Annotated in this window: 20 protein-coding genes and 3 pseudogenes; 19 read left to right on the top strand and 4 right to left on the bottom strand. The window is 35.2% G+C overall.

All coding sequences use genetic code 11. The annotated features are described in order from the left end of the window. Window positions 1–17: 17 nt before the first annotated feature. The 4 genes and pseudogenes from AC3WVZ_RS13900 to AC3WVZ_RS13885 all read left to right on the top strand — a co-directional run. Window positions 18–473: pseudogene (locus AC3WVZ_RS13900) on the top strand (ABC transporter permease); the annotation flags it as partial. Further along, window positions 469–2,739 (top strand): annotated as a pseudogene (locus AC3WVZ_RS13895) (DUF2309 domain-containing protein); the annotation flags it as partial. The pseudogenes AC3WVZ_RS13900 and AC3WVZ_RS13895, both read left to right, overlap by 5 nt. 79 nt (window positions 2,740–2,818) lie before the next feature. Continuing rightward, a complete protein-coding gene (locus AC3WVZ_RS13890; protein WP_001086260.1) occupies window positions 2,819–3,340 on the top strand; it encodes a carbonic anhydrase in 522 nt (173 codons plus the stop codon). Between the two features lie 299 nt (window positions 3,341–3,639). Continuing rightward, window positions 3,640–4,857 carry an NAD(P)/FAD-dependent oxidoreductase gene (locus tag AC3WVZ_RS13885; protein ID WP_000365634.1) on the top strand — a complete coding sequence of 406 codons (1,218 nt, stop codon included), beginning with the start codon at window positions 3,640–3,642 and terminating at the stop codon, window positions 4,855–4,857. A gap of 136 nt (window positions 4,858–4,993) precedes the next feature. Here the strand turns inward: AC3WVZ_RS13885 and AC3WVZ_RS13880 are convergent, their stop codons facing one another. After that, window positions 4,994–5,563, bottom strand: a complete 570-nt coding sequence (locus tag AC3WVZ_RS13880) for a DUF3841 domain-containing protein (protein ID WP_233936500.1) — start codon at window positions 5,561–5,563, stop codon at window positions 4,994–4,996. A 213-nt stretch (window positions 5,564–5,776) separates the two neighbouring features. Here AC3WVZ_RS13880 and AC3WVZ_RS13875 point away from each other — a divergent pair, with 213 nt between their 5' ends. The 6 genes and pseudogenes from AC3WVZ_RS13875 (at window position 5,777) to AC3WVZ_RS13850 (ending at window position 14,108) form a co-directional block, all read left to right on the top strand. Beyond that, window positions 5,777–7,207 carry a cryptochrome/photolyase family protein gene (locus AC3WVZ_RS13875; RefSeq protein ID WP_100650532.1) on the top strand — a complete coding sequence of 477 codons (1,431 nt, stop codon included), beginning with the start codon at window positions 5,777–5,779 and terminating at the stop codon, window positions 7,205–7,207. A gap of 111 nt (window positions 7,208–7,318) precedes the next feature. Beyond that, complete coding sequence (locus AC3WVZ_RS13870; RefSeq protein WP_140387065.1) at window positions 7,319–7,774, top strand: TspO/MBR family protein; 456 nt, start codon at window positions 7,319–7,321, stop codon at window positions 7,772–7,774. A gap of 103 nt (window positions 7,775–7,877) precedes the next feature. Further along, a complete protein-coding gene (locus AC3WVZ_RS13865; RefSeq protein ID WP_233936499.1) occupies window positions 7,878–8,588 on the top strand; it encodes an alpha/beta hydrolase in 711 nt (236 codons plus the stop codon). A 224-nt stretch (window positions 8,589–8,812) separates the two neighbouring features. Beyond that, entirely contained in the window at window positions 8,813–9,520 is a 708-nt protein-coding gene (locus AC3WVZ_RS13860; RefSeq protein WP_100910607.1) for an IS6 family transposase, read from the top strand. 68 nt (window positions 9,521–9,588) lie between these two features. Next, a pseudogene (ppsA, locus tag AC3WVZ_RS13855) lies at window positions 9,589–11,478 on the top strand (phosphoenolpyruvate synthase); the annotation flags it as partial. A gap of 242 nt (window positions 11,479–11,720) precedes the next feature. Continuing rightward, window positions 11,721–14,108: an immune inhibitor A domain-containing protein gene (locus AC3WVZ_RS13850; protein ID WP_233936498.1), complete on the top strand. Its 2,388-nt coding sequence runs from the start codon at window positions 11,721–11,723 to the stop codon at window positions 14,106–14,108. A gap of 103 nt (window positions 14,109–14,211) precedes the next feature. On the opposite strand, the gene AC3WVZ_RS13845 is transcribed toward AC3WVZ_RS13850, so the two are convergent. Continuing rightward, window positions 14,212–14,829: a TetR/AcrR family transcriptional regulator gene (locus AC3WVZ_RS13845; RefSeq protein ID WP_001205694.1), complete on the bottom strand. Its 618-nt coding sequence runs from the start codon at window positions 14,827–14,829 to the stop codon at window positions 14,212–14,214. 171 nt (window positions 14,830–15,000) lie between these two features. Between AC3WVZ_RS13845 and AC3WVZ_RS13840 the strand changes: the two genes are divergently transcribed. Continuing rightward, window positions 15,001–16,182 (top strand): YhgE/Pip domain-containing protein, encoded by a 1,182-nt coding sequence (locus tag AC3WVZ_RS13840; protein ID WP_000475844.1) that lies wholly within the window; start codon window positions 15,001–15,003, stop codon window positions 16,180–16,182. A 105-nt stretch (window positions 16,183–16,287) separates the two neighbouring features. Here AC3WVZ_RS13840 and AC3WVZ_RS13835 read toward each other — a convergent pair whose 3' ends face one another. Further along, window positions 16,288–16,794: a GNAT family N-acetyltransferase gene (locus tag AC3WVZ_RS13835; protein WP_001139523.1), complete on the bottom strand. Its 507-nt coding sequence runs from the start codon at window positions 16,792–16,794 to the stop codon at window positions 16,288–16,290. Between the two features lie 309 nt (window positions 16,795–17,103). Here AC3WVZ_RS13835 and AC3WVZ_RS13830 point away from each other — a divergent pair, with 309 nt between their 5' ends. From AC3WVZ_RS13830 to AC3WVZ_RS13795, 8 genes are all read left to right on the top strand, one after another. Beyond that, window positions 17,104–17,538 (top strand): ferritin-like domain-containing protein, encoded by a 435-nt coding sequence (locus tag AC3WVZ_RS13830; RefSeq protein WP_000282829.1) that lies wholly within the window; start codon window positions 17,104–17,106, stop codon window positions 17,536–17,538. 212 nt (window positions 17,539–17,750) lie between these two features. Then, entirely contained in the window at window positions 17,751–18,215 is a 465-nt protein-coding gene (locus AC3WVZ_RS13825) for a DUF2691 family protein (RefSeq protein ID WP_000820201.1), read from the top strand. 23 nt (window positions 18,216–18,238) lie between these two features. Further along, the gene (locus AC3WVZ_RS13820; protein WP_000440749.1) at window positions 18,239–18,754 is read left to right on the top strand and encodes a GNAT family N-acetyltransferase; all 516 of its coding nucleotides are present in this window, start codon (window positions 18,239–18,241) and stop codon (window positions 18,752–18,754) included. Beyond that, entirely contained in the window at window positions 18,755–19,633 is an 879-nt protein-coding gene (locus tag AC3WVZ_RS13815) for an aminoglycoside phosphotransferase family protein (RefSeq protein ID WP_063220501.1), read from the top strand. Between the two features lie 111 nt (window positions 19,634–19,744). After that, complete coding sequence (locus AC3WVZ_RS13810) at window positions 19,745–21,073, top strand: YjiH family protein (RefSeq protein ID WP_233936497.1); 1,329 nt, start codon at window positions 19,745–19,747, stop codon at window positions 21,071–21,073. 387 nt (window positions 21,074–21,460) lie between these two features. Next, window positions 21,461–22,036 (top strand): GNAT family N-acetyltransferase, encoded by a 576-nt coding sequence (locus tag AC3WVZ_RS13805; RefSeq protein ID WP_233936496.1) that lies wholly within the window; start codon window positions 21,461–21,463, stop codon window positions 22,034–22,036. A gap of 329 nt (window positions 22,037–22,365) precedes the next feature. After that, entirely contained in the window at window positions 22,366–22,998 is a 633-nt protein-coding gene (locus AC3WVZ_RS13800) for a YdcF family protein (protein WP_000662215.1), read from the top strand. A gap of 154 nt (window positions 22,999–23,152) precedes the next feature. Beyond that, complete coding sequence (locus AC3WVZ_RS13795) at window positions 23,153–24,301, top strand: acyl-CoA dehydrogenase family protein (RefSeq protein WP_233936495.1); 1,149 nt, start codon at window positions 23,153–23,155, stop codon at window positions 24,299–24,301. A 215-nt stretch (window positions 24,302–24,516) separates the two neighbouring features. Here the strand turns inward: AC3WVZ_RS13795 and AC3WVZ_RS13790 are convergent, their stop codons facing one another. Then, window positions 24,517–24,987 carry a DinB family protein gene (locus tag AC3WVZ_RS13790; protein WP_233936494.1) on the bottom strand — a complete coding sequence of 157 codons (471 nt, stop codon included), beginning with the start codon at window positions 24,985–24,987 and terminating at the stop codon, window positions 24,517–24,519. Between the last annotated feature and the right edge of the window lie 68 nt (window positions 24,988–25,055).

Raw genomic sequence — 25,055 nt, 5'->3', positions numbered from 1 at the left:
TAAAGGAGTGAACAAAAATGGAAATACAAAAGGTAGTCGAACTTCCAGTTGAAGGGAAGATGAGGAAAGGGATAAATTCAAACGCGCTTCAACAGCTTCTAGCATTTGCAAGTTTAATTGTACTTGTTGTCATTTTTTCAATTACTTCAGCTAATTTTCTACAATTTGATAACATTATAGGAATCTTTTTATCGACAGCTGTTACAGGCATCCTTGCTTTAGGGGCAACGATGATTATCGTTACAAGTGGAATTGATTTATCCTGTGGAACCGTACTAACCTTGTCTTCGGTTATGACAGGTGTATTTGCTGTCAACTTAGGTTTACCAGTTTGGGTAGCTGTACTTGGAGGTATTTTAATAGGTGCCGTAGTAGGTTTAATTTCTGGAGCTGCAATTGCAAAGTTGAAGATTCCCCCATTTATTGCAACGTTAGCGATGATGATGATCGCAAAAGGATTGGCACTTGTTTTGCCAAGCAGCTTTAAAGTTAGAAAAATTACCTTCTAGTCTATTATCATCGCCAGAAGTAAATAAATTGGCAGAAGAAATGAATTATATAAATACAGCAAGTATGCAAGCCTCTGTTATGCAGCCAATAAGTTCGCTTATAGAGAGTCAAAATAGTGAAAACCTATCTGATGTTCTTAATTATCATATCATTAAATGGTGTAAATTATATCTTGATGAATCCGGATCAAATTGGACGATGCCAAATCGAGAGAAAGGTTTTTATCGCGCATGGCAACACCTTATTAAATTTGATCCAGCGCTCAGTAAAAATGAGCGTAAAGTTTTAAAAAATTGGGCACAAGATGCCGAAGTAGCTTTAGCGAGAGCATTATCTGAACTAGGAATTTCTGAATCTAACATACAATCTTACCTTGAAGGGCACTTACTTTCTTTGCCTGGGTGGGCAGGAATGATACGATGGCGCTCACAACAATCAATTCAGGAACAGGAACTTCTCATAGAATATTTAGCAGTTCGAATTTCTATGGAGCTGGCTATTGTAAAACCTTATTTACCTTTAAAAAATCAAAAGGTTGAGAAAAAAGTTTCGATCGTCCCACTTATAGCTTCTTGGATTTATTGGGGGAATATTTCAACACGGGAATGGTTACAAATGCCTGCTACTGAACAAAGTGAATTATTAGTATTCGCTTATCGTTTTGATGAAAATATTCGCAAGAAACTTTGGCTGGAAGCTTGGGAACAAACGCATGCAGAGCAATTAAGGGAGAAGATTGCTTCTACACAACGTGCAACCAATGATAAAAAGCGTGTATTAGCTCAATTAGCATTCTGTATTGATGTACGTTCAGAACCGTTTCGTCGCCACCTTGAAAAATTAGGTCCGTTTGAAACATTTGGAATAGCTGGTTTCTTTGGGTTACCAATTGCAACTAGTGAACTAGGTAGTAATAACAACCATCCTTCTTTGCCAGTTATACTCAAACCGAAACATCAAATAAAAGAGCTCACAAATGAAAATGAACTTAAATCTTATGAGCAACGTAAGAGGGTAGGCAGTTCGGTGCGTTATACTTTTAAAACGATGAAACAGAACGTACTGACAAGTATGGCGCTACCTGAGTTAAGTGGTCCTTTACTTGGTCTACAGATGGTGACAAGAAGCTTTGTTCCAAGAGGAGTTGGTGGTTTCATTCGTAACCTTCGTAAAACTATGTTACAAAAACCTGATACAACATTCTCGCTTAATCATGCTCATGACACAAAGGGTGAGATACCTATCGGTTTTACGAAAGAAGAAAAAGTGAACTATGTGCGTCAAGCTTTAAAAATGGTGGGACTGACAGAAAAATTTGCTCCTTTAGTTGTAATGTGCGGACATAGTAGTCAAAGTACGAACAATCCTTATGCTGCAGCACTTGAGTGTGGTGCTTGTGGCGGAGCAGCAGGAGGATTCAATGCAAGAGTTTTTGCTACTTTATGTAATCTCCCAGAAGTGAGAGAGGCGTTGTTTGCGGAAGGTATTAAAATTCCTGAGGATACCATTTTTACAGCAGCTGAACATAAAACAACAGTGGATGAATTGGAATGGATTTACGTCCCAGAACTTTCGGAAACTGCGCAAGAAGCATTTGATTGTATCGAATCGATTATGCCAAATGTGAGCCAACATGCAAATAGAGAGCGTTTAACGCAATTACCAAATTTTAAAACGAAAATAAAAAATGCGAGTAAAGAGGCACATCGATTTGCAGAAGATTGGAGTGAAATACGTCCAGAATGGGGATTAGCTCGTAATGCATCTTTTATTATCGGGCAACGAGAATTAACTCAGGATTGTGACTTAGACGGTAGGGCTTTCCTCCATAATTATGATTGGAAACAGGATGAAAGTGGCGATATATTAGCTAACATTATTGCAGGACCAGGAACAGTAGCTCAGTGGATAAATCTACAATATTACGCTTCAACTGTAGCTCCTCATTATTATGGTAGTGGAAACAAAACAACCCAAACCGTAACCGCGGGTCTAGGTGTTATGCAGGGAAATGCAAGTGATTTGTTGCCAGGCTTACCTTGGCAATCCGTTATGCAGTCAGATAGTGAGACGTATCATTCACCACTTCGTTTACTAATTGTAATTCAAGCGCCTAGTCAATATATAGAACGTTTGCTAAATAATGATTTCACATTTCGAGAAAAAGTTCAAAATGGATGGGTTAGACTTGCAAGTGTTGATCCAGAGGGACACTGGAAAAACTGGTAACAATCATGTAATGAATTATCAACTATTGTTACTAACTTAAAAGTTTCATAAATACAATAATGAAGAAGGAGTGCTCCATATGAATTCAAAGAATAAAAAAGTTTTATTGTTAACAGACATTAAACATGAAATAGAGCCTATTATCCAACAAGTAACTAACATTCAACAAGAAAACATGTTGACTATACACAGCTACGATTCTGTAATTGTACATCCTTATGGAGATATAATGAGATCTATTATTATTGCTATTTATCAAGAAAATGTTGAAGAAATTTTTGTTGTAGGAATAGAGGATAAAGAAACTGAGGTAGTTAATCTACAAATTCAACGTGATTCCATAAAAAATAACAGGGAACTAGACTATCTCTTTGAAAATTGCATGCCTGAATTTTCAAGTGGTAGCCTTGATGAATGGCTAAGTGGAAAAGAAAATGTTAGTGAAAATATTGAGAAGAGTATAGATATGATTTGTCATCATCCACTAGTACCGTCTGATGTTAAAGTTCATGGTTTCAAGATTGATAGAACAGGGGAAAAAGAAACGGTTGTTAAAGTTTCTGTTAATAAAGTAGTGAAACAAATGCATTCTTATGTGTAAGTTATCGATAGATAAGCAACTTTTATTTGGTAGATACTATAATATGTTAAATATTTGGATTTATTTCCTTTAAAAAGAGTAAAAGAAATCTTCTATAAATGGAGATTTTTTGCTCTTTTTATAATAAAAATAAAAAATTATTTGACGTTTTTTCGAAAAAATTTTTAAGACAAGGCTTTTAGGTTTATGAAAACCTTTATTCATGATAGCAAGATAATTTTGATAAGAAGTATATAGTAAGAATGATTTGGAGATACCGATGGGGATATAACTATTTTATTTAGGACGGTGCAATTAAAATGGATTTACAGAAAGGGAAATTATATTGGAACACGACTTTTTCTAATACACCTTCTTATCCTCGTTTGGACGAAGATATAAAATGTGACGTACTAATAATAGGAGCAGGAAGTTCGGGTGCTCAATCAGCATACTATTTGAGTGAATCAGATTTAAATATTGTTATCGTTGATAAAAGAAAGGTAGGACATGGAAGTAACCTTACAAATACAGCACTTATTCAATATTTAGGTGATAAGATGTTTTATGAACTTGTAAATACATTTGGGGAAGAGTATGCAGTTAAGCATATGAAATTATGTGAACAAGCTATTAATGATATTGAATATGCTGATCAAAACTTGCCTTATTGCTCTGACTTTAAACGACGTGACAGCTTATATTATGCAAGTTATGAAGAGGATATAAAGAAATTAGAAAAGGAACTGTATTATTTACATAAGCATGATTTTAAAGCGGCTTGGTTATCAGAAAAACAAATTGGACAGAGATATCCATTTAAAAAACGTGCAGCTATTTATACGTATAATGATGGTGAAATAAATCCTTATAAATTTACACATAGTTTATTAGAACAAGCCTCTAATAAAGGAGTTCACATTTATGAAGATACAGAGATTGTTGGCAAAAAGTTAGAGAAAGAATGTGCTATCTTTTATACAAAGGAGGGCAATTCTATTACTGCCAATAAAGTAATTGTGGCTGCAGGATATGAAGGATTGGAATTTAAAAAGGAAAAGAACGCTACACTGATTAGCTCATATGCAATTGTTACTAATCCTGTGGAAGATTTATCTTCTTGGTATAAACGCACTCTCATTTGGGAAACTGCGAGACCATATATTTATATGAGAACTACTGTAGATAATAGGATTATTATAGGTGGATTAGATGAAGATACAAACATTGCTCAAGAAAGAGATTCAAAATTAATCCATAAAAAAGAGAAATTAGTGAATGAATTTAATAAGCTCTTTCCCAATATAACAGTTGAACCTGAATTTTATTTAAGTGCTTTTTATGGTGGTACTCATGATGGTTTACCTATAATTGGAATGTATGAAGAGTTTCCAAATTGTCACTTTATCTATGCGTATGGAGATAATGGATTAGTTTATAGTATGGTACTTTCTAAAATTGTTCGAGATATAATTATTAACGGTTCAAGTCCAGATTTGAATTTATATTTACAAACTAGACCAAAACTAAATGAGTAAACTGCATGTATACAAAATCATAGTAGTAAGGAGCATATTTAGGATTCCATTATAAAAAAGCTATTTTAAATGTATTAGTTTCATGTGACTATTTGTTATGTTTATGAATGCTTAAATAAAGCATTCATAAACAATATTATTTGTTAAATCCATTCATTTTACTAAGTTCAGTTATTTGTATAATCCATTCTTTTTTTAGGTAGGGTAGAGTTGCTTGGATATGATGATATTCCCATTCTTCCTCAATGGTAGGGTAAAGATTAAATAAGTATTTTTCTTCATCATTTGTTACACTTGCTTTAGGATTGCCAGTAAGTTTAAAATAAATGTCGCACCATCCGCTATAGTTTGTTAACATGAATAAAAAATTAGGACATGTGAATTCGATGAGGTATATTTCTTTCTCTAATTGAATATCTGATAGTAATTCTCTTGCAGTCTCATAAGTAGGCTTCTTTTGGTAACCATTGCATGAATGCCATGCCCAAATGGGTAAATCTATAATAAAGTCAATACCTTTCTGTTTCATGCGTCTTACAATGTATTTATATGCTGTGCAATCTTCTTTACTAACAAAAATAGGATCGGCTATAAGCTTACCTTCATTCAAAAGTGTATTTATGGCATTTTGGTTTTGAAAAGTCCATAGGATTATTGAATCTATAGATGTATTTAAGTTTGATTGTTTATAAAATTGTTTTTTCATCTTTCTCTCCATTTTCTTTTTTATTTTATAAGAGTTTAAGATAAGTACAAAGTGCATTATATTTTTATCTTTATTAAGAGTTGGAAAAATCCATTAAAGATAGAAGAGTTTGTTTGCAATTACAAAAAATGATTCTTATAATCATTTAAAAATAACAGAAGTATTTGTTCTAATAAAGAATGAATTATGCTTTAAGAATTAGAAAGGATAGCCATGCAAAATAAAATTATTGTTATGTTTCAAAAAGATTTTCGTTTATATGATAACCCAGCTCTATTTGAGGCTGTTCAGTCTGGTGAGGTTCTTCCTGTATATATACAAGATGAAACTTTTTCAATAGGAAGTGCGTCAAAGTGGTGGTTGCACCATGCTGTAATAGATGTAAAGAAGCAACTTGAGGCATTGGGCTCTACTTTAATAATTCGTAAAGGACGTACGGAGGAAGAAATACTTTCTCTCATAGAGCAATTAGATATAACGGCTGTATATTGGAATATTTGTTATGATCCGGACAGATTACAATCTAATCAAAAAATGAAAATGATGTTAGAGGATAAAGGTATTATCTGTAAAGAATTTAATTCGCATTTATTATTAGAACCGTGGATTATTAAAAAGAAAGATAACACTGAATATAAGGTGTTTACGCCTTTTTACAATGCATTTCAAAAGCAGGTAATACCTAAACCTTTTAGCAGAGTGCAGAGTATAAAGTGGGGGAACTCTTTACCAGCAAGCTTATCTGTTTCAGAATTACAATTGTTGCCGATTATACCGTGGACATCTCATATGGAAGTAATATGGGATCCGACAGAAGAAGGGGCATATAAAACATTCAAGAAATTTTTCTCTAGTAAATTAGTCTCTTATAGTGAAGGAAGAGATTTTCCAGGTCAAAATGTCCATTCGATGTTGGCACCGTATCTTTCATTTGGTCAAATATCAGTAAAGCTAATGTTTCATTACTTAATAAATAAAAGTACCGAAAGACAATGTAGTCTTTTTGAAAAACAAGTTAATAGCTTTATACGTCAATTAATTTGGCGAGAGTTTTCTTATTATTTACTATATCATTATCCATTTACAGTATATAAACCTCTTAATAAGAGCTTTGAAAATTTCCCGTGGGATAAGGAAGAGGAGTTATTAAGAGTATGGCAAAAGGGGAAAACGGGTTATCCGTTTATTGATGCGGGAATGCGAGAACTATGGCAAACAGGTTTTATGCATAACCGGGCAAGAATGGCTGTAGCCTCTTTTCTTGTAAAGCATTTGTTAATTCCGTGGCAAGAAGGAGCAAAATGGTTTATGGATACACTACTAGATGCTGATATTGCAAATAATACAATGGGATGGCAATGGGTTGCTGGAAGTGGAGCAGATGCATCACCGTACTTTCGTATTTTTAACCCAATCACACAAGGAGAAAAGTTTGATAAAAATGGAGAGTATATAAGAAGATGGGTACCAGAATTAAGAGATATCCCAAACAAATATATACATAAGCCTTGGGAAGCACCTGAGTATATTTTACAAAAATCCAATATAAAACTTGGGGATACATATCCTTTTCCGATTGTTGATCATAAGGCAGCACGGGAGAGAGCCCTTTGTGCATATAAAAGTATGAAAGAATTTGTATGAAATAGGTTAAACAATATGTATTTTGAATTTTAATATTAGAATTTTATCCATTACAAGGACATACTAATCATATAAAGTTTCTATAATTTTCTAGTAAAAAGGAGAATGTTTATGAAAAAATCTAGTATTATAGTATTTTTACTAACATATGGTTTGTTTTATGTTTCTAGTGTTTTATTCCCTATTGATCGTACTTGGTATGACGCGTTAGAAAAGCCGTCTTGGACACCATCTGGTATGACAATCGGAATGATATGGGCTGTATTATTTGGACTTATTGCATTATCAGTTGCAATTATTTACAACAACTATGGATTCAAGCCAAAAATATTTTGGTTTATTTTCCTTTTAAATTATATGTTCAATCAAGCGTTCAGCTACTTTCAATTTAGCCAAAAAAATTTATTTTTAGCAACAGTAGATTGTTTACTAGTGGCTATTACTACGTTACTTCTCATTATGTTTTCTTCCAATTTATCTAAAGTATCGGCATGGTTGCTAATCCCATATTTTTTATGGTCTGCATTTGCTACATATTTATCTTGGACAATTTATAGTATAAATTAAAGACGTAAATGAAAACTTGAGCACAAAGAAAATGCTCGAGTTTTTATGTTTATTAATGATAATCTAAAGTATAGAATATACACATCTTAGGGAGGTCATATGTGTGAAGAAATGGATAAAAATTATTCTGTACTCTGTATTAGGTATTTTAATGATCGGAAGTATTACTTTTTTAACTTGGTCTCAGTTTACTTATAAACCAACGAAAGAGGCTTTGTCTTTAGTAGATGATAAAAAAGATGCAGATTATATAGTTTTTGGAGAGAAAGATGCAAAAATAGGAGTTATTTTTTATCAAGGAGCTAAAGTAGAAGCCGAGGCTTATAGTTACTTAGGAGAAGCTCTTGCAAAAGATGGGCATTTTGTAGTAATGCCTAAGTTACCATTAAATTTAGCGATATTTGGAATAAATGAGGTAGATAGTGTAATTGAACAGTATCCTGAAGTTCAAAAATGGTATGTTGCGGGGCATTCAATGGGTGGAGCTATGATTTCTAGGTATGCCTTTCAACATGAAGAAAAGGTAGACGGGATTATTTTCTTAGGTTCGTATCCTGCAGATGACTTCTCTACTAAGTCGATTCCAATGTTATCAATTTACGGGGAAGTAGATGCTTTAGCAACTGTAGAAAAAATAGAGAACAATAAAAAGTTAATGTCAAAGAATAATACTATGCACATGATAAAAGGGGGGAATCATGCTAATTTTGGCATGTACGGTGAGCAAAAAGGTGATAATGCGAGTTTAATTACGCCAAAAGCACAACGAGATGAAACAGTGAAAGTAATTGAAGAATGGTTATTGAAACAATGATAACGAATTTAATAAATCTACCGAAAGAATTCTCCCAGCGGTAGATGGAAGAGAGAATAAAGAGCCAACTCGTATGAATTGGCTCTTTTATTTATTTGCTATCTCCAATTGTCCCCTTATTTTCTCCGGAATAGGTTCTGGTGCAAAAAAGCGAAATGATTTGAAAATGCTCTTTCAAACTTGGCAATACTGGTGCTATTACTAAAAAAAGGTGTGTGATCAGTATGGAAAAAGAAAATATATTCAAATGGAAACAGTATCAGCCTGATATCATTGTATTAACCGTACGTTGGTACCTGCGGTACAACTTAAGTCTTCGTGATTTAGTGGAAATGATGGAGGAAAGAGGATTATTCTTAGTACATACAACAATTATGCGATGGGTGCATCAATATGGACCAGAATTAAATGAGCGTATTCGAAAACATTTGAAACCAACCAATGATTCTTGGCGTGTGGATGAAACATACATCAAAATCAAAGGAGAGAAAATGTACTTATATCGCGCGATTGATTCTGAAGGAAACACGATTGATTTTTATTTAAGTCGTAAAAGAGATGCGAAGGCTGCCAAACGTTTTCTAAAGAAAGCCTTGGCTTCTGTTCATGCCACAAAACCTCGTTCGATAACTGCTGATGGCGATAAAGCCTATCCTGTTGCAGTACGTGAACTAAAGGAAGAAAAGTGTATACCACACGGTATACCACTTCGTGTAAAAAAATACTTAAACAATATCATTGAGCAAGATCATCGGTTTATCAAAAAACGGATTCGGAATATGCTAGGATTGAAATCATTCCCTACAGCTATAAAAATGATTACTGGAATAGAAGCTATGCATATGATCAAAAAAGGACAAACTCTCCAAGGGGAGAAGTCTGTCCAAAAGCAGATATATCTTATCAATGAACTCTTTGGTTTAACAGCATAAAGTTCCATTCCGTTAGGAATCTTCTATTCTTTTTTCACATTCCACTATTGTTGCACCAGAACCTCGAAAAGGTCATCGCAACGAAAAAATTAGCCATCTATGGACGAAAAGAAGGCGGAACAGAGAGAAAGAAAATTTCTCCTAATCAGCAAAAAGTTCAAACACTTACTGAACAACAAATTTTACAACTAGCACGCATCGGAAGACAAATCGAAGCTTATTTTGGTTGTCCGCAAGATATTGAATGGTGCTTAGTTGATGATACATTTTATATAGTCCAAAGTAGGCCGATTACGACTTTATATCCAATTCCAGAAGTAAATGATGGGGAAAATCACGTATATGTATCGGTCGGTCACCAGCAAATGATGACTGATCCTTTGAAGCCATTAGGAATGTCTTTATTTCAGTTAACATCTTTCGGACCAAGGTTTCAAGCTGGGGGAAGGTTGTTTGTTGATGTTGCACAAAGATTGGCTTCACCTGCAAGTAGGGAGTTTTTATTAAATACAATAGGTGAGTCGGAGCCGCTTATTAAAGATGCATTAATGACTGTAATAGAGCGAGATAATTTTATCAAATTGTTACCGGATGATGAAAAAGAAAATAGTAAGAGAATGCCGCCTGCAGGCTCACAACCACAAATCGAAAATGATCCAGCAATCGTTACGGATTTAATAAAGAATAGTGAAGCATCGATCGAAGGGTTAAAACAAAACATTCAAATGAAATCAGGATCAGATGTACTTAGTTTTATTTTAGAAGATATCCAGCAATTAAAGAAAATATTATTTGATCCGCAAAGTATGGCTGTAATTATGGCAGGTATGAATGCTTTATCATGGATCAATGAAAAAATAGAACAATGGCTAGGGGAAAAGAATGCAGCAGATGTACTTTCACAATCTGTACAACATAATATTACGTCAGAAATGGGGCTAGCGTTATTGGATGTGGCAGATGTGATTCGGCCGTATCCGGAAGTCATTGCGTATTTACAGCATGTAGAAGATGACAGCTTTTTAGATGAATTAATTCAGTTTAAAGGCGGGGAAAAAGTTCGGGATGCAATCGATGCTTTTCTAAATAAATATGGAATGAGATGCAGCGGAGAAATCGACATTACGAAAACGCGCTGGAGTGAACAGCCAGCTACAATTATACAGATGATTTTAAATCATATAAGAGACTTTGAATATGGTGCTAGTAAGCGGAAGTTTGAAGAAGGGCTGCAGGAAGCTTTGAAAAAAGAAAAAGAGTTGTTAGAGCGATTGCAGCACTTGCCGGATGGGGAACAAAAAGTAGAAGAGACGAAGAGAATGATTTGTAACCTCCGCAATTTCATCGGTTATCGTGAATATCCGAAATACGGCATGATTCATCGTTATTTCATATATAAGCAGGCATTACTGAAAGAAGCAGAGAAACTTGTGCAAAATAATGTTCTGGATGAAATAGAAGATATATACTATCTAACTTTTGAAGAACTTCACGAAGTCGTCCGCACAAATAAACTAGATTACAAGATTATTCATAAACAAAAAAATGCGTACAAATTATATGAAAAACTAACACCTCCGCGTGTTATCACGTCTGATGGAGAAATCATTACAGGTAAGTACAAACGCGAAAATCTCCCGGCTGAAGCAATTGTAGGTTTGCCTGTTTCTTCTGGAGTGGTTGAGGGGAGAGCACGCGTTATTTTAAACATGGAAGACGCGAATTTGGAAGATGGAGATATATTAGTTACGGCATTTACCGATCCTGGGTGGACACCTTTGTTTGTTTCTATAAAAGGGTTAGTCACTGAAGTCGGCGGGCTTATGACGCACGGAGCAGTGATTGCACGTGAGTATGGCCTGCCAGCAGTTGTTGGAGTAGAGAACGCTACGAAACTAATAAAAGACGGGCAACGGATTCGGGTACATGGAACAGAAGGATATATTGAAGTGTTGTAGTTGTATTTTAGATAAATAAAGAAATCGTCCACTAAATATAGTGGACGATTTCTTTATGATTTTAATAGTTTTATCAACTTTCATCAATATTTTCTGAAATATTGATGAATCAGAATGTATGTTCATCTAAAACAAAGGATTTTTTCAAAAATATTACAAATTCAGACAATGCATTGATAATTTTCTGAATTTTCCGTAATATATAAACGTTGTATCGTATTTAATATTGGGGAGGAATAGGGATGAAGAAAAAACCTTTTAAAGTGCTGTCTACGCTTGCGGCGGCAGCTGTGCTTAGTTGCACATTTGGGTATGGGGGTCAATCTGTTTATGCGGCAACGCCGTCTAATGGAGGAACTTTAAGTCCGATTGATGAAAATTTAATTCAAGAGGAGCGTTTAGCAGATGCGCTCAAGAAACGCGGTGTAATTAATGAATCTACGTCGAAAGAAGACACATTAAAAGCTGTTGAAAAATACGTAGAGAAGAAAAAAGGAGAAAATGCGGGAAAAGAACCAGCAGCGGGGGATAGTGTTACGAGAGAAGCGGCTGACTTTTTGAAAAAAGTTAAAGATGCAAAAGCAGATGAGAAAGAAAAAGCAGATCAACCTGCTAGTGGTCCAGTAGCGGGACAAGAGCCGGTTAAAGGGGGATTAAACGGCCAAGTACCAACTACTTCAGCGAAGCAAAAACAATATAACGGTGATGTTCGTAAAGATAAAGTTCTCGTATTGCTAGTAGAGTTTGCGGACTTTAAGCATAACAATATTGATCAAGTACCAGGTTATATGTATTCAAATGATTTTAATCCAGAACATTATCAAAAAATGTTATTTGGTAATGAGCCATTTACACTCTTTGATGGTTCAAAAGTACCAACATTTAAACAATATTATGAAGAGCAATCTGGTGGTAGTTATACAGTAGATGGCACAGTAACAAAGTGGTTGACAGTTCCTGGTAATGCGGCAGATTATGGCGCAGATGCAGGAGATGGCGGTCATGATAATATGGGACCAAAAGGACCTCGTGATTTTGTAAAAGAGGCATTAAATGCGGCTGTAGAAAGTGGTATTGATTTATCTGAATTTGACGAATACGATCAATATGACAATAATGGTGATGGCAATAAAAATGAACCAGATGGTCTGATTGATCACTTAATGGTCATTCACGCTGGAGTTGGGCAAGATGGGGGCGGTGGTAGACTAGGTGATGATGCAATTTGGTCACATCGTTGGCACCTTGGAACACCATATCCAATTGAAGGAACAAAAGCAAAAGTTGATAACTGGGGCGGTAAGATGGCAGCATACGACTACACAATTGAGCCAGAAGACGGAGCGGTTGGTGTATTCGCACATGAATTTGGTCATGATTTAGGTCTTCCAGATGAGTATGATACGAAGTACACAGGAGCAGGTGAGCCAATTAACTCCTGGTCTGTTATGAGTGGCGGTAGCTGGGCTGGTAAAATTGCAGGAACAATGCCACCGAGTTTCTCTCCGCAAAACAAAGAGTTCTTTCAAAAGAACATAGGTGGAAACTGGGCAAATATTGTAGAGGTTGACTATAATAAATTAAATCGTGGTATTGGCTATGCGACGTATTTAGATCAAAGTGTAACGAAATCAAATCGTCCTGGTCTGATTCGTGTTAACTTACCAGATAAAGAGGTGAAAGGTATTCAGCCTGCATTCGGTAAGAAGTACTACTATAGTACAAAAGGTGATAACCTTCATACAACATTAGAAACGCCAGTGTTTGATTTAACAAATGCAACAAATGCGAGGTTTGATTATAAATCAATGTATGAAATTGAAACGGATTATGACTTCCTTGAAGTACATGCAGTGAAAGAAGATGGTACGAAAACGTTAGTGGATCGAATTGGTGAAAAAAATGTGAAAAATGGTCTAGACACAACAGATGGTAAATGGGTAGATAAGTCTTATGACTTAAGCAAATTTAAAGGTCAAAAAGTAAAATTAGTATTCGAATACATTACAGATGGTGGTTTAGCGCCGACCGGTTTTACTTTTGATAATGCTACATTAACTGTAGATGGAAATGTTGTGTTCTCTGATGATGCAGAAGGCGAAACGAAATTTAAATTAAATGGTTTTGTTGTAGCAGACGGTTTTGATAAGAAGAAGCATAACTACTATTTAGAGTGGAGAAACTATGCTGGTGCTGATCAAGCGTTAAAATATAGCAGTGGTGTACCATATAATACAGGTCTGCTAGTATGGTATGCAGACTCTAGCTTTACAGATAATTGGGTTGGTTTACATCCAGGTGAAGGTTTCTTAGGAGTTGTTGACTCTCACCCAGAGGCAATTGTTGGAACACTAAACGGCAAACCAACTGTTAAAAATAGTACACGATTCCAAATCGCAGATGCTGCGTTCTCCCTTAACCAAACGCCAGCATGGAAAGTGGTATCTCCAACACGCGGAACATATGATTACAAAGGATTACCAGGTGTAACGAAGTTTGATGACTCTAAATTGTATATAAATGATTTAATCCCAGATGCAGGACGTAAATTACCGAAATTTGGATTGAAATTTGAAGTAGTTGGACAAGCAGATGATAATTCTGCAGGTGCAGTTCGTTTATATCGTTAATAATGTAGAAGCTGTTGAAGGGGAGTCCTTTCAACAGCTTTTTTTACAGAAACATAAATTTCAAGTTATTAATAAAATAATAGAAATTACTAAGCAAGCGGGCTTATTTCTTTAAGCCAGCAGCATAAAAAGGTCCATGAACTGCGATTGTTGATAAAAAGCGAGCAATCTCCTCAGGTGTTTCTTTTTGTCCATTATTTAACCATTGTTGGATGACACCTATATGTGCAGATGCCATATAAGAAGTTAAATATTCGCTTGGAACAAGTAAATTCTCCTTATTAATGAGAGGACCATTCGTATCTTCAAATAATGTTTTCCACATAAAGTCTTTCAGTTTTGTTTGGAAAGATAAATCTCCTTTCGGACTTAGTACAGCTCTCATAAAATCACTATTTTCATTTAGAAATTCAAGAATAGAAGTGATAAGTATAAATGGCATTGTTGGAGTAGGATTTGATCCAAGGTCAGCAATAACTTCCGGGAATTTCTGTTTAGCAATGCTAGAAAACTCGTACATAATGTCTTCTTGGCATTTTGTCATTAAATCAAATTTATCTTGATAGTGCGCATAGAAAGTACCGCGATTAATGTTTGCTTTCGTTGTAATATCTTTCACTGTAATGGCGTCAAAACCTTTTTCTTCAATTAGCTCCACCAATGCATTTCGTATGGCAGTTTTCGTACGAACAACACGCAAATCTAAATTACTATCGCGCAAAGCATATCCCTCCTTAATTTTACTCAACACATTTGGAAAATGTGTCTTATAACCAACACATTCACGATTTTTGATTATTGTATAAGGTTCAACTCGAACATATAATTCAAAATATAAATAAACAACACGTTGTTGGTTATTATAGATCAAATTAAGGGAGGAGAAAAGAAAATGTTTAAAAATAAACTTTTATTTTTATCACCAGTTATTGCACTACTTGTGGTTTTTATTTTTTCATTAACGCTATTTCCAACTGTTCAACCGCAGCCGAAAAACTTGCCAATTGCAATTGTAAATGAGGATCAAGGTGTAGAAATTCCAAATCAACCGAAAATGAATATGGGGCAAACGATCGTTGATAACATGAAAAAAACAGCGAAATCAGAGGAAGAACCCGCAGTGAAGTGGGTAGAAGTAAAAAATAAAGAAGCCGTTCAAAAGGGATTAAACAATAAAGAGTATTACGCGGCATTAGTCATCCCGAAAGAATTTAGCGCAAAACAAGCGTCGTTACGAACACCACAGCCATCTTCACCTGAGATAGAAATATATATTAATCAAGGAATGAATACGGCTGCATCAACTATGGCAGGGCAAATATTACAGGCGATTGTTGATAATATGAACAATACTGTTCGTACACAAATATTAGAAGGGTTGAAAGCAAAAGGAGCTACTGTAACAACAAATCAAGCTGAGAAATTAGTAACACCTATTGTAAAGAACGTGAAAAATGTGAATGAGGTCGGCAAAAATAGTGCGAACGGTAACTCACCAATATCATTATTCCAGCCGTTATGGATTGCAAGTTTAGCTAGTGCAGCGATTATTTTTATTGCGATTAGTAAAATGCCAGTAAGCTCAAGAAAAGAAAACTTTCTGTTAAAAGTAAAACAAATCGTAACAGGAGCTATTGCGACACTTGTAATTGGGTTTGGTCTTACATGGATTGCAGATGGGATGGTAGGGTTAAATATTTCGAACTTCACGGATACAGCTCTATTCTTATCCATTACTTCTTTTAGTTTCTTCTTAATGATATCTGCAGTACTATCATTAGTTGGGTTAAAAGGAATCGGTTTATTCGCTTTATTACTATTCTTCGGGGCACCGTTATTATCATTAGCACCTGAGATGTTGTCTCCGTTTTATCAAGACTGGGTTTACTCATGGTTACCAATGAAATTTATGATTGAAGGCCTAAGAGAAATCTTCTTCTTCGGAAAAGGGTTAAGCTGGAATACACCTGTTACTGTACTCGTTTGGATTGGTATAGTAAGTATGGTTACTATATTAGCAACTGCACTCAAACGTAGTGTAGTAAAAGGGCATAAAACAGAATTGAACGCTTAAAAACAAGCCGTTTCACTAATTAGTGAAACGGCTTGTTTGTGATTTTTTCTCAATGTAAATGCCTGATTGTTGAAAAGTGTAGTGTTTAGAATTAAGGCGAAATCTTTAAAGATCGCGTACGTTCCAAACAATCTCACCACGTTCATCATCCCACGTACTGTGATGTCGCTTAAATCCTATCTTTTCTAGTACCCGGAGGGAAGCGATATTCCAAGCACCTACAGTCGACCAAAGTCTTTGGCGCCCAGTAGCAATCGCCGCGTCCAGTACAACAGATGCGGCCTCAGTCGCATAACCTTTACCATGAGCGCTGCGGAACAACTCGTATGCAATCTCCGGCTCTTCAAGTGTGGAACGACCGATAATTAAGCCACAGTACCCAATGAAATCGCCTTCGTCTCTCCTTCGAATAGTGAGAAGGGAAATACCATTTTCGTCTGCCTTCTTGCGCATCTCAATAAGCCGGTTACGAACGGAATCAACGGCTGGAATGTCCACGCCACGTTCGCCAATTAATTTGCTCAGCCAAACGGAATCGGATTCCTCCCACATACTAAGCTCAAGTCTTTCGGTTTTCAGCTGGAAGGCCATAGTTTTAAATAAAGATGGCATAGTGGTACCTCCTAGTTATATGACTGGATTCATAATAGCTTCGCATCTCAACACCACATCTGGTTGGAAACCTGATTCATTCGCGAATTTATAGCAACAGCGTACAAAAAAATAGTGATATTTTATCCGCTATTTGCCGTGTAGTAAAATCCCCACTGATTATAGTTTCACTTTATGAATAAGCAATTCCTTTACAAAATAGACCCTTTTCTCAAACTTTTCTTTCAATCTAAAGCCGTCCCGTTATATACACAGGCTCCTACTATTTCTAAATGCATAAAATGTTAAGCGAAAGTATGGGGGGATATGATGTATAATTCGAATTATTATGATTGGTATAGGCAGAATGATAAGTTAATTAGTGATATTGAAAAAGCTATAAATGGAGAGTATAGCGCTATAAGCTGCTATGCAAAATTAGCGAATATGGCTCCAAATCAAGTAGAACAAAAACAAATTCTTGAAATTCGTAATGATGAAATAAAGCATTTCCACAACTTTGTACAAATTTATATGAACTTAACTGGTAGGCAGCCAAAACCACAAATTACTGAAGACTGCCCAAATACGTATTTACAAGGATTAGAGTTCGCTATACAAGATGAACAAAAAACAGTAGATTTTTATTTGGAAATTTCAGATGAGACATCGGATGTACATTTGAAAGAGTTGTTACGGAGAATAGCTGCGGATGAACAAAATCATGCAGTATGGTTTTTATATTACTTTGTAAAGTCGAAGTGAGCATTAAGAATGACTGATGTGGTGAATATATTAGAAGTTATTTTAAAACGCAGTGCAACGATTGAATAAGATATGTAAATGTAAGTAGAAGGAAACCGTTTCGCTAGTAGTGGAGCGGTTTTTTTATGATGTACTTATGTATCGACACAATATAGTAATTACATTTCATATATAATGTATAGAACAAAAATAAATAAGCTAGGAGCAGACATATGAAAAGAGGGATTACAGTAGATATTCTAGATGGATATGATAATTTACTTTGGAAAGTATTAAAGCCAATTGATATTACTGTATTTGATTGGCGAGTGAGGGATGAGGAGTCCTACTTAATAGCACGTGGTGAATTGGATGAGGCATTATTTCCAGAAGAACCAAGTGTAGTGGAAGGGTTAGCGTTGAAAAAGTTAGTTAAAGACAACATATATTATCTTATTTTTGCAGATTTAAAAGCATATCCTAAAGGAGAAATAGCGATAGATATTGAAACATACGAAGAGTTTAAGGAAAGCAAGTGTGAGGTAGTTGTATTAGCGGTGGATGCTCAATACATACAAATTTATGCGAAAGATCAAAAATCGATTGAATTAATGTATGAAAACGCAGTGAATCAAGGATTTTATGTAGAATATATTACAGATGAAAATGATGGAAGGACTCGTTTGTCAGTATGGTAGCAATTTGAAAGGGGAAAGGCAATATGGAGAGAAATATAAGTAAAGAATATGCAATTCGAATTGCTACTGAAAATGAAAGTGATAGTATTATCCTTTTATTAAAAGAGGTAGCACAATGGCTACAATATAAAGAAGTGGATCAGTGGCAGTATCTTTTAGGAGAGGAAGCTACGGCTGAAATACTAGAATGTATAAGAGAGAAATATACATATGTTGTTCTGAAAGAAGCTGAAATAGTTGGTACGGTTACAGTTTCTCCTAAACAAAATGAATGGGATGAACATATTTTTGGTAAAGAGGAAGTTTCTAATTCATTATATATTCATAGATTTGCGGTGAAACGGAAGTATAAGGGAAATGGAATAGGAGAATGGATTTTACGGTGGGTAGAAGAGAATGTGCAATGTGATAAAGAGTATTTGAAGTTAGATTGCGTGGGGCATAATCGTACGTTGAATGATTTTTATAAGAAAAATAGTTTTGAATATGTTGGAAGTACGGATGGGCTTAGTAAGTTTCAAAAGAAAAGGAGAATGTGAATGCATCCAATTAACGTAAGTTTAGTTGAAAAGTTAATACAGGAACAGTTTCCTGAATGGGCCCATTTAGAAGTGAAACCTGTAAAGTTTAGTGGGCATGATAATAGGACGTTTCACTTAGGGGATGAGATGAGTGTAAGATTGCCAAGTGATGTGGCATATGCACCGCAAGTAGAGAAAGAAAATAGTTGGCTTCCTATATTAAATAAGGGGCTTTCTTTACCGATTTCTACCCCACTTGCGAAAGGAAATCCGTCTGAAGCGTATCCATTGCCTTGGTCTATTAATAAGTGGATAGAGGGAGAAACAGTTACGAAACAAAACGTTCGGGATTTAAATGAATTTGCGGCGGACTTAGGATCTTTTTTAGTAGAATTGCAATCTATTAATGCGAGTAACGGACCTTTAGCTGGAACACATAATTTTTACCGAGGCGGACTTATATCTGTATATGATGAAGAGGCGAGAGTTGCTATTGAAAATAATAAGGATGTTTTTGACGAGGCATTATTAAAGCACCTTTGGAATGTAGCACTTAGTTCAATATGGGACCGTAAGCCAGTTTGGATTCATGGAGATGTAGCACCGGGGAATTTACTCGTTAAAGATGGAAAACTTTGTGCTGTAATTGATTTTGGTATTTTAGGTGTAGGAGATCCTGCTTGTGATGCAGCGATGGCTTGGACGTTTTTTGATGAAAATAGTAGAAATGTATTTAAAGAAGTATTACGCATGGATGAAGAAACGTGGAATAGAGCGAGAGGATGGGCACTTTGGAAGGCGTTAATTACATATGATACGAATAGGGATAGTAATGAAAAAGTAGCAGAAGAATCTTATCGTATCATTCAAGTGCTTGTGGATGATTATGAGAGGTAATAGAAAAGCCTATTTTAAAATAGGCTTTTTCATATGATTAAATAGTAGAAATGGAAAGAAGGAATATAACATTATTATACAGAATATTTAGATAATAGGAGGTGTCGAATTTTGAGTGAAATTGAATTAAAGAGTAATGTAATTAAGACAGGGCGAGAGAAGGGGATTATTCTTCGGTTTATACTTGCTAGTCTCGTTGGGGTGTTTATGTTTTTCGTTCCTGTTACGATAAATGGTGCATCGTCTATTATGATTGATCATATCGTATCGTGGATTAGGGCTTCGGTTCCTGGCGTAGTACCTTATTATGCATTATTTGTTATGGCGATTGGTGCGATTTATCCATTTTATACGAAGAAATGGAATGCATCTATCGTAGACATTTGTTTTTCTATTTTAAAAGTAGTTGGCGTTGTTTTTGGCATATTATATTGTTTAAAAGTAGGACCAGCTTGGTTCTTTGCGCCAGATGTTGGACCGTTTTTATATGAGAAGCTAGTCATATCAGTAAGTTTGCTCGTTCCAATTGGCTCGGCGTTTTTAGCGTTATTAGTCGGATATGGATTACTTGAATTTATCGGTACATTTTGTCGTCCAATTATGAGGCCATTATGGAATACGCCGGGGAGATCGGCGATTGATGCAGTTGCGTCCTTCGTTGGAAGTTATTCGCTTGCTCTCCTTATTACGAATCGCGTGTATAAAGAAGGAAAGTATACGACAAAAGAAGCGGCGATTATCGCTACAGGATTTTGTACAGTATCCGCTACATTTATGATCATCATCGCAAAAACATTAGATATTATGCATTTATGGAATGTTTATTTTTGGACTACACTTGTTGTAACATTCATCGTGACTGCTATCACCGTAAGAATCCCGCCCCTTAGTAGAAAACCAGATACATATGTAACAGAAGAAGGGTTCCCAGAGCCTGTTTATAAAGAGAAAATGTTAGAACGTGCTTGGGAAGATGCGTTAGAAGTATCAAAGTCTGCACCGAGCATTATGAAAAATATTGCAATGAATTTAAAAGACGGATTTATTATGACAATGGGAATTTTACCATCCATTATGTCAGTAGGATTAATTGGTATCGTCTTAGCGAAGTTCACGCCAACATTTGATTGGATTAGTTATATTTTCTATCCGTTTACATGGCTATTACAATTACCAGAAGCAGACTTAGCTGCTAAAGCCGCATCAGTTGGCATTGCAGAAATGTTTTTACCGTCATTATTAGTAGTAAGTGCACCACTCGTGACAAAGTTTGTTATTGCAGTTGTTTCCGTATCATCTATTTTGTTTTTCTCCGCTTCCATTCCTTGTATATTATCAACAGATATTCCGTTAAAAGTATCTGAACTCATTATTTTATATGTGCAGAGAACGATTTTAACGTTGCTTATTATTACGCCGATTGCTTATTTGTTGCTTTGAAGTTTTAATAAGATAAAGTTAAACAAAAGAAGCCGTCTGTAAAAAGAGGGCTTCTTTTGTTTAAAAGCGGGATATTCTTATTTATTTTTCGTATATGACGTAACGCTTCTTAAGAAGATTCCTAGTCCTGCAAAAAAGAATCCTAAGCATAATAAGCTGCCTGGCGTTCCCCAAGTAATTTGATCTAGCATTTTTTATCCCCTCCCGTTTATCATTATATAGAATTTATTGGAAATTATCAAAAAATTCTATATAATGATTACTGATGAGTCTTCCTACCTTATACGAGAAGAATATATTTGAAAAGAATTCTTTTCTTTATATTTTTTTATTCTTATAATGCGTTTTTGATTCTTATGATATAGTAACAACAAAGGGGGCTTAAAAATGGAAATTATTCACGAAAGAGCAAAGTTGCGGTTAATGGATAATACTGATGTCGAAACTTTGTTTTTGATTGTAGAAGGAAATCGGGATATTTGGGCGTATTTAATCTCTAAAATGGATAGTGTGCAAGATATGCAACAATACGTTCAAAAAGCTATAAAGGGTTACGGAAGAGGTACTCAAATACCTTTCATAGTCGTAGATCAACAGTCGAATAAGATTGTAGGAAGTACACGTTTATATAATATTTCAGTAGAAGATAAGACAGTTGAGTTAGGGCAAACGTGGTATCATCCGAGTGTGCAACGTACGAGTATAAATACAGAGTGTAAGTATATGCTTCTTCAGTATGCTTTTGAAAAATTGCATATGCTGAGAGTGCAAATTAAGACGGATGCAAGAAATGAAAAAGCACAACGAGCAATTGAAAGGTTAGGCGCAGTAAAAGAGGGTGTGCTTCGAAATGAAAGAAAATTACCGAATGGTTATGTGAGAGATGCGGTGGTGTACAGTATTATCTTGAGTGAATGGCCAAGCGTAAAAGAAAAATTAGAGTTGTATAAAGAAAAGTTATAATTCGTGTTTTGAAAGGTATATTGTTCGTGAGATATGAAAAACATACCTTTTTTCTTACAAAATGCTACTTTATTTTAATTCCTTTTGTTTCATCGTTCCCTTCTGAGAAAAAATTCGTTACAATGTAGTTGTATGGTAATAAACTTATGAATTTAAAAAATGTAATGAAAACCGCAAATGAAAATGAATTGATAATCCTCAATTTTAAATGAGAACCCTTTTATACATAAATAACAAGTAAAGTTCCTTCTTTTAAATAAACTCAAACAAAACGATTTGATATAAATGTTTTTTATAGAAGTATGGATGATGTACGGAGGCAATTACAAATGAAAGAAAATAAGAAGAGTAAGAAAAGACGAATCTTTCAAGTATTTTTACTAATGATTTGTTCTGCTATTTTATATGTAAGTTATGCAGCTTACGATATTTGGAGTTATCGTTTTAAAGCAAATGATGACGTGAAAACGGATGCTGGTATCGTACTAGGAGCAGCTTCATGGAACGGAAAACCATCTCCTGTATTTAAAGAAAGAATTAATCATGCGATTTCTTTATATAAGAACGGAAATATTAAAAAGATTATTTTTACAGGTGGTACAAAGTTCGAGGCAGAACTCGAGGAAGCACGTACTGCAAGAGTATATGCAATGAAACAAGGTGTAAAAGAGGAAGATATTTTAATTGAAACTAAATCCCTTTTCACTGAAGAAAATTTAAAAAATGCGAAGCAAGTTGGAATAGAGAACGGCATACAAACATACACGATTGTAAGTGATCCACTTCATATGAAACGCGCAATGAGAATCGCAAAACATATTAATATTGAAGCGTATGCTTCACCAACGCCGACATCAGCATATAAAACGTTAGATACAGAAATACCATTCTTCTTTAAAGAATTATTCTCGTATATTGGATATGTAACCTCTTTGCCATTAAAAGCATTGAAGGGGGACTAATATAAGAAAAGGATCTATCCTTAAATAGGAACTTTTCTTATTAGTCAAAAACATTGTATTTTTATCGGAATAGTGAAACAATAGAGAGGTAGCTTCATATAATCATAATGACAAAATGAACGGTTTATGAATCGAGCATAAAGGAGATTATAGTATGGCACTCTCATTTGTTGAAACAGAAGAACAGTCTTTAATTATTGAGAAAATAAATAAATTGATTCCGAAGTTCATGGAAAGGGAGCATCAGCTAAGTGAATTAGGATCATTTCCGTATGAAAATATAAATGATTTGAAAGATATCGGATATACGAAATTAACGTTACCGAAGGAATTTGGTGGTAGTGCCATTTCTTTATATGACTTCGTTTTATTTCAAGAGAAAATCGCGGAAGGCTGTGGAGCTACTGCATTATCGATTGGCTGGCATCTTGGCATTGTGAAGGAGCTAGCGGAAAATCGCTCTTGGAATGATGAGATGTTCAAATGGTTTTGCGAAGAAGTACGTAATGGTGCGCTCTTTAACAGGGCAGCAACAGAACCGAAAACAGGGAGTCCGACGCGTGGCGGCAAACCAGAAACAATAGCGGCTCAACAAGGCGAGAAGTGGGTTATAAATGGAAGAAAAACTTTTACAACGATGGCGCCAGTACTTGATTATTTTATTATTTCAGCAAGTATGGAAGGCCGTGAAGAAGTTGGTGAGTTTGTTATTCCAAGAAATACACTCGGTGTATCTATTGAAGAAACGTGGGATAGCGCTGCAATGCGAGGGACTGCTAGCCACGACCTTGTCTTACAAAATGTAGAGATAGACAACCGCTTTTTTACGGATGTAAAAGGCGGGAAAGTGAAACAAAAGGGTATTGGCTGGTTGCTACATATACCAGCATGTTATTTAGGAATTGCACAATCAGCAAGAAATTATGCAGTTCAATTTGCGGAATCATACAAGCCAAATAGTTTAAATCATTCTATTAGTTTATTGCCGAATGTTAGAAAATTAGTTGGAGAGTTAGAACTTGAGCTTATGCAAGCTCGTGTCTTTTTATATCAAATTGCGAAAAAGTACGATGAGGCAGAAGATAAACTATCACTGCAAGCAGAATTAGCAGCTGTGAAATATGCTGTAACAAATGCGGCGATATCTATAGTGGATAAATCGATGCGCATCGTAGGAGCAAAAAGTTTATCAGAAAAAAATCCGCTCCATCGTTACTATTTAAACGTCAGAGCAGGATTACACAATCCACCGATGGATGATGCAACATTGTCTATGCTGGCGGATGCGGCGTTTCGGTCGTGATTTTTGAAGTTTACATTTTATTGTTTATGGATATTATAGTTGTTTTGAAAGCACGGGTTTGATTAGTAATCAAACCCGTGCTTTTTATGTGTATGAAGTACTTAATGGAGATGTAGGTTTTTAATATAAATGATTATCATGGTGTTGTGATTGTTTCTTGTTGAAAAATTCTTATTGTAATGCCAGTTTGGAGGCTGTATAAACATTTTTCGTATTTAATCCCAAATTAAAGGTCTTTCCAAGTTAACCATTCGCAAATATTGTAAAAATTGACCCGCATGGACCGCATCATGATAGGCAATTCGTAATAGCATATCACCTAAATATCGTTGATAGCCAACATCACTTCTATCAATAAGTCTTGAATCTAGCTCGGCTATGCTTATTGATTGAACATATTCTATGAAGTCAGTAAAGTGTGATTGTGCCAATTCAATTTCTTTTTTTATACAAGTAATTGGCTCGTCATCATACGGGGTACGTATGTCGTTTATTGAACCGTTGTTTTTTATAATCATATGATAGTAAAAAGTTGAGCTCCATACGTGACGAATCATTTCACCAAAGGACATAGCCTCAGAATCAGGCTTCCAATTAAGAAAATTATCGGGAAGAGAATTCCATAATTTTTCTGAGCGCCTTCTCGTTTCTTTTAAATTTAATATACTAAGATCAATTGCATTCATAATACATTCTCCTTTACTATTAAACTTAAAATAATTGTATCAATTTAATAGTTAGGGTATCATCGAAA

It is taken from the genome of Bacillus sp. CPT56D-587-MTF, from assembly GCF_058792335.1.
Note: the sequence above shows the minus strand (reverse complement) of the source record. Positions and strands in the feature narration are given on the sequence as shown.

Coding starts and splice junctions, on each gene's coding strand:
- AC3WVZ_RS13800 (WP_000662215.1), top strand. CDS start 22,366: ATGAAAGAAAATAAGAAGAGTAAGAAAAGACGAATCTTTCAAGTATTT.
- AC3WVZ_RS13875 (WP_100650532.1), top strand. CDS start 5,777: ATGCAAAATAAAATTATTGTTATGTTTCAAAAAGATTTTCGTTTATAT.
- AC3WVZ_RS13820 (WP_000440749.1), top strand. CDS start 18,239: ATGGAGAGAAATATAAGTAAAGAATATGCAATTCGAATTGCTACTGAA.
- AC3WVZ_RS13840 (WP_000475844.1), top strand. CDS start 15,001: ATGTTTAAAAATAAACTTTTATTTTTATCACCAGTTATTGCACTACTT.
- AC3WVZ_RS13815 (WP_063220501.1), top strand. CDS start 18,755: ATGCATCCAATTAACGTAAGTTTAGTTGAAAAGTTAATACAGGAACAG.
- AC3WVZ_RS13890 (WP_001086260.1), top strand. CDS start 2,819: ATGAATTCAAAGAATAAAAAAGTTTTATTGTTAACAGACATTAAACAT.
- AC3WVZ_RS13850 (WP_233936498.1), top strand. CDS start 11,721: ATGAAGAAAAAACCTTTTAAAGTGCTGTCTACGCTTGCGGCGGCAGCT.
- AC3WVZ_RS13795 (WP_233936495.1), top strand. CDS start 23,153: ATGGCACTCTCATTTGTTGAAACAGAAGAACAGTCTTTAATTATTGAG.
- AC3WVZ_RS13835 (WP_001139523.1), bottom strand. CDS start 16,794: ATGCCATCTTTATTTAAAACTATGGCCTTCCAGCTGAAAACCGAAAGA.
- AC3WVZ_RS13885 (WP_000365634.1), top strand. CDS start 3,640: ATGGATTTACAGAAAGGGAAATTATATTGGAACACGACTTTTTCTAAT.
- AC3WVZ_RS13870 (WP_140387065.1), top strand. CDS start 7,319: ATGAAAAAATCTAGTATTATAGTATTTTTACTAACATATGGTTTGTTT.
- AC3WVZ_RS13860 (WP_100910607.1), top strand. CDS start 8,813: ATGGAAAAAGAAAATATATTCAAATGGAAACAGTATCAGCCTGATATC.
- AC3WVZ_RS13805 (WP_233936496.1), top strand. CDS start 21,461: ATGGAAATTATTCACGAAAGAGCAAAGTTGCGGTTAATGGATAATACT.
- AC3WVZ_RS13880 (WP_233936500.1), bottom strand. CDS start 5,563: ATGAAAAAACAATTTTATAAACAATCAAACTTAAATACATCTATAGAT.
- AC3WVZ_RS13830 (WP_000282829.1), top strand. CDS start 17,104: ATGTATAATTCGAATTATTATGATTGGTATAGGCAGAATGATAAGTTA.
- AC3WVZ_RS13825 (WP_000820201.1), top strand. CDS start 17,751: ATGAAAAGAGGGATTACAGTAGATATTCTAGATGGATATGATAATTTA.
- AC3WVZ_RS13790 (WP_233936494.1), bottom strand. CDS start 24,987: ATGAATGCAATTGATCTTAGTATATTAAATTTAAAAGAAACGAGAAGG.